At 64.5% G+C, this 13,318-nt stretch carries 11 protein-coding genes; 6 read left to right on the plus strand and 5 right to left on the minus strand.

The window, feature by feature from the left end:
* Positions 1 to 31 precede the first annotated feature (31 nt).
* A complete protein-coding gene (gene cysK / locus BZL41_RS27450) occupies positions 32 to 1,006 on the plus strand; it encodes a cysteine synthase A (RefSeq protein ID WP_084339610.1) in 975 nt (324 codons plus the stop codon).
* Positions 1,007 to 1,357: 351 nt separating this feature from the next.
* On the plus strand, positions 1,358 to 2,251 hold the full coding sequence (locus tag BZL41_RS27455; protein ID WP_095602198.1) for a DMT family transporter: 894 nt from the start codon (positions 1,358 to 1,360) through the stop codon (positions 2,249 to 2,251).
* Positions 2,252 to 2,290: 39 nt separating this feature from the next.
* Here BZL41_RS27455 and BZL41_RS27460 read toward each other — a convergent pair whose 3' ends face one another.
* Positions 2,291 to 3,229: a DMT family transporter gene (locus BZL41_RS27460; RefSeq protein ID WP_095602199.1), complete on the minus strand. Its 939-nt coding sequence runs from the start codon at positions 3,227 to 3,229 to the stop codon at positions 2,291 to 2,293.
* Between the two features lie 191 nt (positions 3,230 to 3,420).
* On the opposite strand from BZL41_RS27460, the gene aceK reads away from it, so the two are divergent.
* From aceK to BZL41_RS29310, 4 genes are all read left to right on the plus strand, one after another.
* Positions 3,421 to 5,145, plus strand: a complete 1,725-nt coding sequence (aceK, locus tag BZL41_RS27465; RefSeq protein WP_095602200.1) for a bifunctional isocitrate dehydrogenase kinase/phosphatase — start codon at positions 3,421 to 3,423, stop codon at positions 5,143 to 5,145.
* 538 nt (positions 5,146 to 5,683) lie between these two features.
* On the plus strand, positions 5,684 to 7,141 hold the full coding sequence (locus BZL41_RS27470; RefSeq protein ID WP_095602201.1) for an NCS1 family nucleobase:cation symporter-1: 1,458 nt from the start codon (positions 5,684 to 5,686) through the stop codon (positions 7,139 to 7,141).
* A 143-nt stretch (positions 7,142 to 7,284) separates the two neighbouring features.
* Positions 7,285 to 7,536, plus strand: coding sequence for a hypothetical protein (locus BZL41_RS27475; protein WP_095602202.1), 252 nt, complete (start codon positions 7,285 to 7,287; stop codon positions 7,534 to 7,536).
* A 136-nt stretch (positions 7,537 to 7,672) separates the two neighbouring features.
* A complete protein-coding gene (locus tag BZL41_RS29310; RefSeq protein WP_305884122.1) occupies positions 7,673 to 7,786 on the plus strand; it encodes a PA1414 family protein in 114 nt (37 codons plus the stop codon).
* Here BZL41_RS29310 and BZL41_RS27480 read toward each other — a convergent pair.
* The 4 genes from BZL41_RS27480 to BZL41_RS27495 form a co-directional block, all read right to left on the minus strand.
* Complete coding sequence (locus tag BZL41_RS27480; protein ID WP_095602203.1) at positions 7,783 to 8,511, minus strand: MBL fold metallo-hydrolase; 729 nt, start codon at positions 8,509 to 8,511, stop codon at positions 7,783 to 7,785. The two genes, BZL41_RS29310 and BZL41_RS27480, sit on opposite strands and share 4 nt — an antisense overlap.
* A gap of 79 nt (positions 8,512 to 8,590) precedes the next feature.
* Positions 8,591 to 9,931 (minus strand): cytosine permease, encoded by a 1,341-nt coding sequence (locus BZL41_RS27485; RefSeq protein ID WP_095602204.1) that lies wholly within the window; start codon positions 9,929 to 9,931, stop codon positions 8,591 to 8,593.
* Positions 9,932 to 10,157: 226 nt separating this feature from the next.
* Positions 10,158 to 11,759: a 5-guanidino-2-oxopentanoate decarboxylase gene (locus BZL41_RS27490; protein WP_095602205.1), complete on the minus strand. Its 1,602-nt coding sequence runs from the start codon at positions 11,757 to 11,759 to the stop codon at positions 10,158 to 10,160.
* Positions 11,760 to 11,845: 86 nt separating this feature from the next.
* Positions 11,846 to 13,240, minus strand: coding sequence for a YjiH family protein (locus tag BZL41_RS27495; RefSeq protein WP_095602206.1), 1,395 nt, complete (start codon positions 13,238 to 13,240; stop codon positions 11,846 to 11,848).
* Positions 13,241 to 13,318: the final 78 nt, after the last annotated feature.

Raw genomic sequence — 13,318 nt, forward strand, 5'->3', positions numbered from 1 at the left:
CGACAGAGCCTCTTCCGTAAAGGACACGACCATGAGCCGCATCTTCGCAGACAATTCCCAGTCCATCGGCAACACGCCGCTGGTCATGATCAACCGCCTGGGACCCAAGGGTGTCACGCTGCTGGCCAAGATCGAAGGACGCAACCCGGCCTATTCGGTGAAGTGCCGGATCGGCGCCAGCATGATCTGGGATGCCGAGGAGCGCGGGGTGCTCAAGCCGGGCATGACCCTGGTCGAGCCCACCTCTGGCAACACCGGTATCGGCCTGGCCTTCGTCGCCGCCGCGCGGGGCTACAAGCTGATGCTGACCATGCCTGCCTCCATGAGCCTGGAGCGGCGCAAGGTGCTCAAGGCGCTCGGTGCCGAGCTGGTGCTGACCGAGCCGGCCAAGGGCATGAAGGGCGCCATCGAGAAGGCGGCGGAAATCGCCGCATCCGACCCCGCGAAGTACTACATGCCGCAACAGTTCGATAACCCGGCCAACCCGGCGATCCACGAAAAGACCACCGGGCCGGAAATCTGGAACGACACCGATGGCGGTATCGATGTGCTGGTCGCCGGGGTCGGTACGGGCGGCACCATCACCGGCGTGTCGCGCTACATCAAGCAGGTCAAGGGCAAGAAGATCCTCTCGGTGGCGGTGGAACCGATCAGCTCCCCGGTGATCAGCCAGACCATGGCCGGCGAGGAGGTCAAGCCCAGCCCGCACAAGATCCAGGGAATCGGTGCCGGTTTCGTGCCGAAGAACCTGGACCTGTCGGTCGTCGATCGCGTCGAGCAGGTCAGCGACGACGAAGCCAAGGCCATGGCCCTGCGCCTGATGCGCGAGGAGGGCATTCTCTGCGGGATTTCCTGCGGCGCCGCCATGGCCGCCGCGGTGCGCCTGGCCCAGCACCCGGAGATGCAGGGCAAGAACATCGTGGTGATCCTGCCGGACTCGGGCGAACGCTACCTGTCGAGCATGCTGTTCGAGGGACTGTTCAGCGAGCAGGAGATGGTGCAGTAAGGCGGCGCTTCTTTGAAATACCGCTCCGGGCTGGCCAAGTGCAGCCCGGGCGGCTAGAGTCTTGGCATTCGCCGCCGCGAGCGGCATTCACGCTGGCACATTTCTCCATGACGATCGGACGACAATCACAGGCATTCGCTGCTGCACCGGAGCATTCCGGCGCCGTGCCGTCGTCGGTCGTTTCCAACCTCGCTCCGCCACCTGTCGGCGCGCCTCCGGCGCACCGTTCTCCGCCGCCGCCCGCCAGCTGCTGACGCTGGCCGGCTGAGCCGGCGTTCCCTTGCGAAATCATTGCCGTCGTCGGGCTTGCCGACGGCGCGCTGTCGATTGACGTCTATCAGGTGACGATTCATGAACGAGTTGGACAGAAACGCCTGGGCCGGTTACGGCTCGACCAGTCTGTTCGTGCTGCTCTGGAGCAGTGGCGCGATCTTTTCCAAGTGGGGTCTGGCGTTCGCCTCGCCCTTTGCTTTTCTCGAAATCCGCTCGGCCATCGCCTTGCTCGGGATACTTCTGCTGGCACCCTGGCTGCGTCTGCATTTGCCGGCCGGTCGGCGTGAGCGCCTGTATGCCCTGGCGACCGGTGCGGTGCTGCTCGGTGCCTACCAGATTTTCTATCTGCTGGCGCTGGAACTACAGGTGACGCCCGGTGTGATGGCTACGCTGCTGGGTGTCCAGCCAATCCTCACGGCAATCTGCCTGGAGCGCCGCTTGTCGCCGTCGCGCTGGTGTGGCCTGGGGCTTGGGTTGGGCGGGCTGGTGCTGGTGGTCTATGAACGCATCGGGCTGGCCGGCTTGTCCTGGGGCGGCATGCTCTGCGGATTGCTGGCGCTGGCCAGCATCACCTTGGGTTCGATCATGCAGAAGCGCATCCGGGAGAATCCCCTGGGCACTCTGCCGCTGCAGTACCTGGCGGGACTCCTGTTGTGCTCGGCCTTCGTGCCGTTCCAGCCTTTCCGGGTTGACTGGAGCCTGGGATTCCTCGTTGCCGTGGGCTGGATGGGGCTGGTCATTTCCCTGCTGGCGACCCTGCTGCTGTACCGGCTGATCGCCCGCGGCAACCTGGTGAATGTCAGCAGCCTGTTCTATCTGGTACCCGCCGGGACGGCGATCCTTGACTACCTGGTGTTTGGCAACCGCCTGGCAATGCTCAGCCTGGTTGGCATGGGGTTGATCGTGCTGGGCCTGCTCTTCGTTTTCCGCACACCGGCGGAGGCGCGGGGCAAGATCGCCGAGACGGCTTGACGGTCCGGCCCGTGGAGAGTTCGCCTCCACGGGCCGTACTCACTGCCGTTCTTGCAGAAGCGGACTCTCTTCGTCGGTTCGCTCCTTGGCCGCATCGACCGGCGTCGGCTTCAAGACCAGCCAGAGCGCCAGGGCGATCAGCGCACCGCCGTAGAGGTAGGCCCAGGACAGCGGTTCGTCTAGCAGCAGCGCGCCCCAGAGTACGCCGAAGGGCGGGATAAGGAAGGTCACGGTGCTGGCTTTCACCGGGCCGATATCGTCGAGCAGACGGAAATACAGGATGTAAGCCAGCGCAGTGCAAAACAGGCCGAGCCCGGCCAGGCTCGCCCAGACCGCGCCGCCACCCCAATTGGCCGGTGGCTGCACTGCGGTGGCGACGGCGAACAGCGGCAGTAGGAACAGACTGGCGCCCACCTGGCTGCCGAGGGCCACCAACCGGCTGTCCAGGCCGCCTTGCTGATTGATCCAGCGCCGTGCGAGGAAACCGGCCAGGCCGTAGCAGGCGGTGGCCACCAAACAGGCGAGGGCGCCTCCCAGCAGCGTGGTGTCGAAGGCCACTGGCCCGGTGCGGGTCAGCACGGCCACGCCGAGCAGGCCGATCAGTACGCCGCCGGCCTTGGCCAGGGTCAGCGCCTCGGCGAAGAACAGCGCGCCGATGAGCACGCCCATGAGTGGCGTCGTGGCGTTGAAGATCGCCGAGTAGCCCGCCGGCAACAACTGTGCGGCGATGGCGTACATGGCGAAGGGAATGCCGGAGCTGAACACGCCCAGCAGCAGACACTGCCTGAGTTTGCCGCGAAAGTCCCAGCCCGCGCGTAACACCAGCAGGATCGCCAGCAGCCCGAGAGTGGCCAGCAGCACCCGGAAGAAGGCGGTCGGCAAAACACCGATTACCGGCGCGATGATGCGCATGAACAGAAAGCTGGCGCCCCAGAGGGCCGCGAGGCTGAGCAGGCGAAGAAAATCGGACGTTTTCACGGTGGTCTCCCTGACCGGCAGGAGAACGAAGTGTTGCCCCCGGATCGGGGCTTGGCAATCCGAAACGCGCTTTTCAATGGTCCAGGCCGTTTTTCGTCGAATGAGACGGCATTTTGCTACTTCCGACCGCTTTCCCTTGGCACGGCCACTGGCTAAGCTCGCCATTCCGAATTCGCAGCAGAGACTTTCCCATGGTGCAGCAATCGGCCGCAGAGATCGCCCGGCAGATCCTCAATGGCTTCGATGATTACCGTGAGCACTTCCGGCACATCACCGACGGTGCCCGCGCGCGCTTCGAACAGGCGCAGTGGCAGGAAGCGCAGCGGGCCTCGGCGGCGCGGATCAACCTCTACGAGGAAAAGGTCGGAGAAGTGACGGCGCGTCTGCGCGAGACCTTCAACGAGGAGTTGCTGCTGAGCGTCGGGCTCTGGCCATTGGTGAAAAGCGCCTACATCGCGCTGATCGACCTGCGTTTCGACGATGAACTGGCGGAGACCTGGTACAACTCGATCTTCTGCGGGCTGTTCAGCCACGATTGCATCAGCGACGGCACCATGTTCGTGCATACCACCCGGCCGTCGCTGCGCAGCCACGAGCGCGCCGCCCAGACCCGCAGCTACGACCCGCAGGGGCATCTGCAAGGCATGCTCGAGCAAATCTTCGAGGACTACCGTTTCGACGTGCCCTACGAGGATCTGCCCCGCGATATGGCGCGCCTCGAAGGGCAACTGCGGCAGAACCTGCCGGACTGGGTCTGCAAGGACCCGGAGCTGCGCGTGGAGCTGTTCTCCTCGGTGCTCTACCGCAACAAGGGTGCCTACCTGGTCGGGCGTATCTATACCCGCGACGAGCAATGGCCGCTGGTAATCCCGCTGCTGCACCGCGAAGGGAAGGGTATCCAGGTCGATGCGCTGATCACCGACGAGGCGGAGGTGTCGATCATCTTCTCCTTCACCCGTTCCTACTTCATGGTGGACGTGGCGATTCCGGCGGAATTCGTCGGTTTCCTCAAACGCATCCTGCCGGGCAAGCACATCGCCGAACTCTATACCTCCATCGGCTTCTACAAGCACGGCAAGTCGGAGTTCTACCGGGCGCTGATCAACCACCTGGCCACCACCGACGACCGTTTCGTCATGGCGCCGGGCGTGCGGGGCATGGTCATGAGCGTGTTTACCCTGCCGGGCTTCAATACCGTGTTCAAGATCATCAAGGACCGTTTCTCGCCGTCGAAGAACGTCGACCGCGCGACGGTGATCGAGAAGTACCGGCTGGTAAAGAGTGTCGACCGGGTGGGGCGCATGGCCGATACCCAGGAGTTTTCCGACTTCCGCTTCCCGAAGAGCAAGTTCGACCCGGATTGCCTCGCCGAACTGCTGGAAGTGGCGCCCTCTACCGTCGAGATGGAAGGCGATACGGTGTTGGTACGGCACTGTTGGACCGAGCGCCGCATGACCCCGTTGAACATCTACCTGGAACACGCCAACGAAGCCCAGGTGCGCGAGGCACTGGAGGATTACGGCCTGGCGATCAAGCAACTGGCGGCGGCGAATATCTTCCCCGGCGACATGCTGCTGAAGAACTTCGGCGTTACCCGTCATGGCCGGGTGGTGTTCTACGACTACGACGAGATCAGCTTTCTCACCGAGGTGAACTTCCGCCGCATCCCGCCGCCGCGTTATCCGGAGGACGAGATGTCCTCCGAGCCCTGGTATTCGGTGGCACCCAACGACGTGTTCCCGGAGGAGTTCCCGCGTTTCCTCTTCGCCGACATCAACCAGCGCCGGCTTTTCGCCAAGCTGCATGGCGATCTTTATGACGCGGATTACTGGAAGAGCCTGCAGGACGCCATCCGCGCGGGCAAGGTGATCGACGTGTTTCCGTACCGGCGCAAGGCCGAGGAAGCGGTGAGTTAAAGTGGAGGGCGGCCTTCGGCCGCTCCCTGCGGTTTTGGGTTAATGGTTCCCACGCTCCCGCGTGGGAACCTCTGTCAGGACGCTCCGCGTCCCGCTCACGCAAGCGGACGCGGAGCGTCCGGGGCTGCATTCCCACGCGGAGCGTAGGAACGATCTCAACCGTAGGGGGAATTCATTCGCCCTGATTCTTCGTTCCTGCAGTCAACGCAGCATCGATTCGTGTATGCGGTTTGGTATACAAATTTCTTGATCTTCTCGGTCATTCCAGCCTGTTACCGCTGTTTCTCTTTCCCATGTGTCGAAACGCACCGTCACGGTGCGCTGCCGCACTCGTTGCGGGCATCTTCGGTACAGGAAGAACTTGTCCGTTTGGACGGCTTTCTGTGATTCGACTCTGAAAACCAATCGCTTAGCGCTTTCCGGCAGAAACGGAAAAGGCAGGTGGCACACATCATGCCTTTTAATTCGTATACAAAAACTGCCATGACAGGTTCAGGTGCTGTATACGGCTGTCGGGCGATACCCAGGGAGAGCGTTCATGAGCGAGCAGCAACGTCCGGCCGGCTACAGCCCGCGCCTGCACAACCACGATCTCGGCCCCGTGCCGCAGACATGGAACTGGTACAACATCTTTGCCTTCTGGATGAGCGACGTGCACAGCGTCGGCGGCTATGTTTTCGCCGCCAGCCTGTTCGCCCTTGGCCTGGCCAGTTGGCAGGTGCTCATCGCGCTGCTGCTGGGTATCTGCATCATCCAGGCGATCGCCAATCTGGTGGCCAGGCCCAGTCAGATGGCGGCGGTGCCGTATCCGGTGATCTGCCGGCTGGCTTTCGGCGTGTTCGGCGCGAACATCCCGGCGGTGATCCGGGGGCTGATCGCCGTCGCTTGGTACGGCATCCAGACCTACCTGGCGTCCAGTGCGCTGATCATCGTGGTGTTGCGCTTCTTCCCGGAGATGGCCAGCCTGCACGAGGTGACCTTCCTCGGCCTGTCCTACCTCGGCTGGTTCGGCTTCCTCTCGCTCTGGTTCGTCCAGGCGCTGGTGTTCTGGTGGGGGATGGAGGCGATCCGCCGTTTCATCGACTTCGCCGGCCCGGCCGTGTATGCCGTGATGTTCGTGCTGGCGGCCTGGATCGTCTGGAAGGCCGGCTGGGAGAACATCAGCTTCACCCTGGCGGAGAAGGAGCTGTCCGGCTGGGCCGCCTTCGGCCAAGTGATCATGGCCATCGCCCTGGTGGTGTCCTACTTTTCGGGGCCAACGCTCAATTTCGGTGACTTCAGCCGCTACTGCCGCAGCATGCAGGATGTCCGGCGTGGCAATTTCTGGGGCTTGCCGGTGAACTTCCTGGCTTTCTCCCTGGTGACCGTGGTGATCGTCTCCGGCACTTTGCCGATTTTCGGCGAGATGATCCATGACCCGATCGCTACCGTCGCGCGCATCGACAACACCACCGCCGTGCTGCTCGGCGCTTTCACCTTCGTTACCGCCACCATTGGCATCAACATCGTCGCCAACTTCGTCTCCCCGGCCTTCGACTTCGCTAACGTCGCGCCCAGCCGCATCAGTTGGCGCGCCGGCGGCATGATCGCCGCGGTGGCGTCGGTGTTCATCACGCCCTGGAACCTGTTCAACAACCCCGAGGTGATCCACTACACCCTGGATGTGCTGGCGGCTTTCATCGGCCCGCTGTTCGGCATCCTGCTGGTGGACTTCTATCTGGTGCAGAAGCAGAAGATCGACGTCGATGCGTTGTTCGACGACAGCCCCAACGGGCGCTACTGGTATCGCAACGGGGTCAACTGGGTCGCGGTACAGGCGCTGGTGCCGGCAGCGCTGATCGGCCTGTGCTTCACCTTCGTGCCCTGGTTCCAGCCGATCGCCAATTTCGCCTGGTTCACCGGTTGCTTCCTCGGCGGGGCGTTCTTCTATGCGCTCAGCCGGTTCGCTCCCCGCAGTGCCTCTGCGACCGGGCAGGAAGCCGCGTCGCTGGGCTGAGGCGGGCCCATCTTTCGTTGTGCCGGAGGCGGGTTTTCCGTAGGGAAGGCCCGCCGCGCATTTTTCCCCTCCGCTCCGTTAGAACTATCTGCGAGCGGGGCCGTCGATCCTGTATTGGCTGCCTGTCGATAAGGATCGCTCCCATGGATCAGCAAAACCCTCTCGGAACGGTGTTCGTGGTGTTCGCCGGGTTGTTCCTGTGCATCGTGCTCGCCGGTTTCGCCCACGGCGCCGTGCCGCTCACGGCACATCCCTTCCCGTCGATCAAGCGTGACGCCGGCTTTGCCGGCAAGGCCTCGCCGACGCCATCCGTTGTCAGCCGGCCGGTCCGAGCGGGTGGCGAGATCGGCTTCGGCGCCGGCCGCGACTCGCATGAGGCAAAGGTTCAGCCCTAGTTGGCCGGAGGCGGAATCGACTGAACTGTCGTTCGTCAGGCAAATCGCCATGACGCAAGGCAAAACGGCAGGCAGCATCTAGGCTTTGAAAAGAGGGCAGGGCCCTCGTCCCCAGCTCATCAGAGGAGTGCAGTCGATGAAAGCATGGTTTGAACGTTGGGTCTGGAATCTGAGCGTCGCCCTTGGCCTGGTGGAGCCGCCGCGCCCGATCGAAGTCCGCCAGGAGGCGCAGCCCCGGCAACGGCATTAAGGCTTGTGGCTGCGCAGCCAGTCGTCGATCAACTGGCGCAGGCGTTCGCCGGAAAAGCTCGGGAAATGCCCGCCATGCACGGTGCGCACCGGTAGCCGGCGCAGCCGGAGCAGGCTGTTGGCGTAGTCGTCCCGGTCCGAATGGTAGGCGTCGTCTATCAGCGGACCGTCATAGACGATATCGCCCGAGAACAGCGTTTGCGTCTTCTCTTCCCACAGGCTGATGCCGCCCGGCGAATGGCCGGGGGTGTGCAGCACCTGCAATACCCGGTCGCCCAGATCGAGCACATCGCCCTCATCGATCAGCCGCGTCGCTGGCGCCGCCTTCACCTGATATTCCGCATAGCACAACGGGCAGTCCGGGTGGGCTTCGAACATCTCGTCGCCAACGTAGGGATCGGCCAGGGTGTTGGACCGGGTCGGTGAGGCGAGGATGTCCGCTTCCGCCGGGTGCACCAGGCGCTCGGGGAATTCATGATGACCGGCGATGTGATCGAAGTGCGTATGGCTGGCCACTGCCAGCAGTGGGCGTTCGGTCAGCCAGGGTAACTGCTCGCGCAGGCTGACCAGCCCGGAACCGGAATCGATCAGCACATCGCGGTCACGGCCCTGCACGTGCCACAGGTTGCAGCGGTAGAACGGGCGGATGTAGGGCTCGTGGATCAGGCTGATGCCGTCGTAACGGTGCTCCACCTCGAACCAGCGGTCGCGGCTGACGATCTTCATGGCGTTCCCTCATGGATTGTCGGCTCATTGTAGAGCCTGCTGCCCGCGACAAACGGCTCGCGGGCAGCACGCCATGTCATCAGGCCACTTGCGCCCCCGGTACCAGCACCCAGCGGCGCAGCACCAGGTAGCTGGCGGCGGTGAGCAGGAATACCGGCAGCGAGGCCCCGTAGGTCAGCGGCGAGACCCAGCCCCAATAGTAGGCCAGCACGGCGCCCAGTCCGTAGGCCGCGAAGGCGGCCGGATTGATGCCGTTCAGGTAGCGGTAGCGGCCGCCGCGTTCGTCGAGCAGTTCGCTCACCGCGTACTGCCCGCGGTGGATCACGAAGTAATCGGCAATCAGCACGGCGAAGGCCGGGATGAATACGCTGCCGATCACCAGCAGGAAGTTCTGGAAGTTATCCAGGATGCCGGGAATCTGCGAGCCCAGGATGGACAGCACGCCGATGGTCAATGCCGGTTTCCAGAAGCGCGTCTGCGGGCGCATGTTCAGGTAGGAGAGGGTGGCCGAATACACGCACATCACGTTGGTGGTCATTACCGAGAGGAACACCACGATAGCCGCCGGCAGGCCGAAACCGAACCCGGCCAGCAGCACGGCCGGGTCGTAGGTCTGCTCCATGCCGGTGAGCACGCTGAAGCCGGACACCGTAGCGCCCAGCCCCATGGCCAGCAGCGTGGCGGCGACGTAGCCGACCCAGGTGCCCACCGCCGCCACGCCCTGGCTGCGGCAGTTGCGGTTGTAGTCGGCGGCCAGGGGAATCCAGGAGAAGGCGGTGGCGATCACGATGTCGAAGGCAATGCCGGGGCTGATCTCGTTACGCGGCTGCACCGGCATGCTCAGCAGTTCGCCGAACTGGAAGTTACGGCCCATGGCATAGAACACCGCCGCGGCGAGCAGCAGCATGCCGATGGCGGCCCAGCGCTCGACCCGCTCGATGCCGAGGTGCCCGCGCAGGGCGATGAGCACCACCAGGGTCTCGCAAAACACGGTGAACAGCGGCAGGTTGGAATAGCCGGTGGTGGCTTCCACTGCGTAGTTCAGGCTCATCCCGGCCAGCAGCGCCTGGATCCAGCTCCAGGCCAGCAGCGTCAGCAGGTTGACCAGGGACGGCAGCTTGGCACCGCGGGTGCCGTAGCTGCCCCGTGCCAGCACCATGGTGGTGAGGCCGCTGCGCTGGCCCATGAGGCCGACCAGCACCAGCGGCAGGATGCCGATCCCGGAACCGACCAGGACGATGAGCATTGCCTGCAGGAAGGGCAGGTCGGGCACCAGCAGCATGCCGGTGAGGATGGTGGTCACCACCACGTTGGCGCCCAGCCAGAGCGCGGTGGTGCCGCCCAGCCCGAGGCTGCGGTGATCGCTGGCGGTGGGCTCCAGGCCGTCCTGGCCGAAGTGTTGGGTGATCTGCTTGAACATGTGACGACTCCCCGTATTGGCTTATTGGTCTTGGTGGAACGTGGCAGTCAGGTGAAGCGTTTCGGTGTTTCTTGTTTTGCGGGCGCCGTTCGGCGCCTTGGGCGAATGCATTCGCCCCTACGATTTGAGTTGCGACCCTGCTTGTAGGAGCGAACTCTGCTCGCGATCCGGCGCCACTCGGGTCGAGCAATCGCCAGCAGAGCTGGCTCCTACGGGTTATCGGGCCTCAGGGGTGAAACGGTGGCGCCTCCGCTATCTCGATGAGCAACGGTCGGTCCTGCGGTGCGCTGCGCAGCAGGTCGGCCAGATGGGCGTGGTCCCGGGCGCGCTCCGCCGCGCAGCCGAAGCCTCGGGCAATGGCGAGAAAGTCGGGGGTGAAGATGTCCACGCCCAGCGGGGTGATGTCGCGGCGCTGCATGTAGCGCTTGATCTCGCCATAGCCCTGGTTATTCCACAGCAGCACGATCACCGGCACTCGTGCCTCCACGGCGCTGGCCAGCTCGGGCAGGCTGAACTGGATGCCACCGTCGCCGATCAGGCACACCACCGGACGGTCCGGTTTGGCCAGTCGGGCACCGATGGCCGCCGGCAGGCCGTAGCCGAGGGTGCCGTAGCCGGTGGAGCTGTTGAACCAGCGCCGCGTGCCGTCCAGCTCCACCAGATGGTTGCCGCTGTACACGGTCTGGGTGGAATCGCCGACGAAACGGGCGGCCGGCAAGGCGTCCAGCACGGTGGCGAACAGCGTGCGGTAATGCGCCCAGCCGGCGAAGTCCTCGGCCAGTTGTGCCTGTACCGCCGCAGTGCGCCGGGCGCCGGGGCTCTGCGGGTCCGCCGCGCGTGTCGGCAGCGCTTCCAGCAGCAGGCGCATGGCCTCGCGGGCGTCGCCCTGGATCGCCAGGGTCGGGGTGCAGTTGCGTTGCAACTGCTGGGCGTCGATATCGATACGGATCAACTCGCCAGCCAATTTGAAGTTGCCGTCGAACACCACGTCGTAGTCGGTTTCGCCCAGCTCGGTGCCGATAGCCAGCACCACGTCGGCCTCCAGCGCCAGTTGGCGTACCGGCACCAGCGACTGGTTGCTGCCGAGCAGCAAGGGGTGGCCCGGAGGCAGCAAGCCCTTGGCGTTGATGGTCAGTGCCGTCGGTGCGTCCAGCGCGGCGGCCAGGGTACGCGCTTCGGCCTGGGCCTCGACGCAGCCACCGCCGAGCAGCAGGAGCGGCCGTTCGGCTCGGCGCAGCGTGTCCACTGCTTCGCGCAGCAGGGCGGCCGATGGGGCCGGGCGGCTGGTGCGTGGCTTGGCTTGCACGCGTAGGTGATCGGCGGGGGTGGTGATGATGTCCAGCGGCAACTCGATATGCACCGGGCGCGGGCGTTCGCCCTCGAACACAGCGAAGGCGCGGGCCAGCACTGCCGGCAGTTCCTCGACGCTCATCAGCGTGTGACTGAAGGCGGTGACACCGGCGGTCAGGCCGCGCTGGTCCGGCAGTTCGTGCAGGTAGCCCTTGCCCAGGCCGAGACGGTCGCGCTCGTTGACGCTGGAGATCACCAGCATGGGAATGGAGTCCGCGTAGGCTTGGGCCATGGCGGTGAGGATGTTGGTCATCCCCGGTCCGGTGATGATGAAGCACACCCCGGGCTTGCCGCTGGCCCGGGCATAGCCGTCGGCCATGAAACCGGCACCCTGCTCGTGGCGCGGGGTGATGTGGCGGATACCGCTGTGGGGCAGGCCACGGTACAGCTCGACCGTGTGCACGCCGGGAATGCCGAAGACGGTATCCACGCCCCAGGCTTCCAGTTGCTTGACGAGAAATTCGCCGCAGGTGGTCATGGTTCGAAATCCTCAAAAGGCGGAGCCGGGTACACGCCAGCCCCATTCCGTGGGGCGAATTCATTCGCCCGACCCGGTTCCGTCTCTCAACCCACGATCCAATGCGCCATCAGCGCGATGATCGGCAGGGTGATCAGCGTGCGGATGATGAAGATCACGAACAGCTCCAGCAGGTTCAGCGGCAGCTTGGCCTTGAGGATCAGCACGCCCACCTCGGACATATAGATCAACTGGGTCAGCGACACGCAGGCCACTACGAAGCGGGTCAGCTCGCTCTCGATGCCCTTGCCCAGCACGGCCGGCAGGAACATATCGGCGAATCCCACCAGCATCGCCGGCGCGGCTTTGGCGGCGTCCGGCAGTTGCAGCGCTTCCAGCAGCGGCACGAAGGGGTAGGACAACCAGGTGAACACCGGGGTGTACTCGGCGATAGCCAGGGAAACCGTGCCGATGGCCATCACCAGCGGCAGCAGCCCGAGCCAGATGTCCACCACGTTGTGCACGCCGATCCGCACCATCTCCACGGGCGAGGGGTTGCTGTTGGCGCGCTTGACCGCCTGCACCAGCCCCCAGCGCAGCAGCGAGGTGTCGTTGGGGACGTCCTCTTTGAGCTGCTTGCCGACGCCCGCCATGTACTCGTCCTTCTTCCAAGACAGCGGCGGGATGCGCGGCGTGATGATGGCGGCGGCGAGGCCGGCGACCACCACGGTGAGGTAGAAGGGCACGAACAGGTGGTCCAGCTTCATGAAACTGGTGATCAGCAGGCTGAAGGCAATCGAGGCGATGGAGAAGTTGGTGGCGATCACCGCCGCTTCGCGGGCGCTGTAGAAACCCTTCTGGTATTGCTGCGCAGTGATGAGCACGCCGACGGTGCCCGAGCCGAGCCAGGAGGCAATGGCATCGATGGCCGAGCGGCCGGGCAGACCGAAGACCTTGCGGAACACATTGCGTACCAGGGTGCCGCAGAACTCCATCAGGCCATAGTCGGTGAGCAGCGGCAGGACCAGGCCGGCAACCAGGAAGAAGGTGATCAGCACCGGTGCCAGGTCCTTGAGCACCACGCCGCCGGTGTTGGCGTTCCAGACCCAGGCCGGGCCGAACTCCCAGAAGGTCATCGCAGCGAACACCGCACCGATCACCCGCAGGACGAGCCAGAACGGATGCAGGTTAAACAGCTCGTTCAGTGCGCGACGCTCGGTGATCCAGCGCGGCTTGGCCAGGCTGCCGACCAGGCCGAGTACCGACGAGAATACCAGCAGGCCCACGGCGATGGCCGGCAGCCAGGCGCCTACGGCCGCCTTCAGTCCGTCGGCGAGCAGGCCGAGGCCGATGGTGACCTTTTCCTCGTAGACGATGGGGGTGAGGAACAGCAGCACGCCGAGCAGCGACGGAATCAGGAAGATCAGCAACTGGCGCGGGTTGAAGGAAGCGTCCGCCGGCGGCTGGTCGTCCATCAGGAGCATGGGTTCGTCACGGTTCATGGTTAACACCCTGATTATTGTTGTTGAGCGTTGCAGGTGCGCCGGGGAGCGCACCCGCCAGGATCAAAAGCCCGGTCG

It is taken from the genome of Pseudomonas sp. PIC25 (assembly GCF_002286785.1).
In the GTDB taxonomy this organism is placed as follows: Bacteria; Pseudomonadota; Gammaproteobacteria; order Pseudomonadales; family Pseudomonadaceae; genus Pseudomonas_M.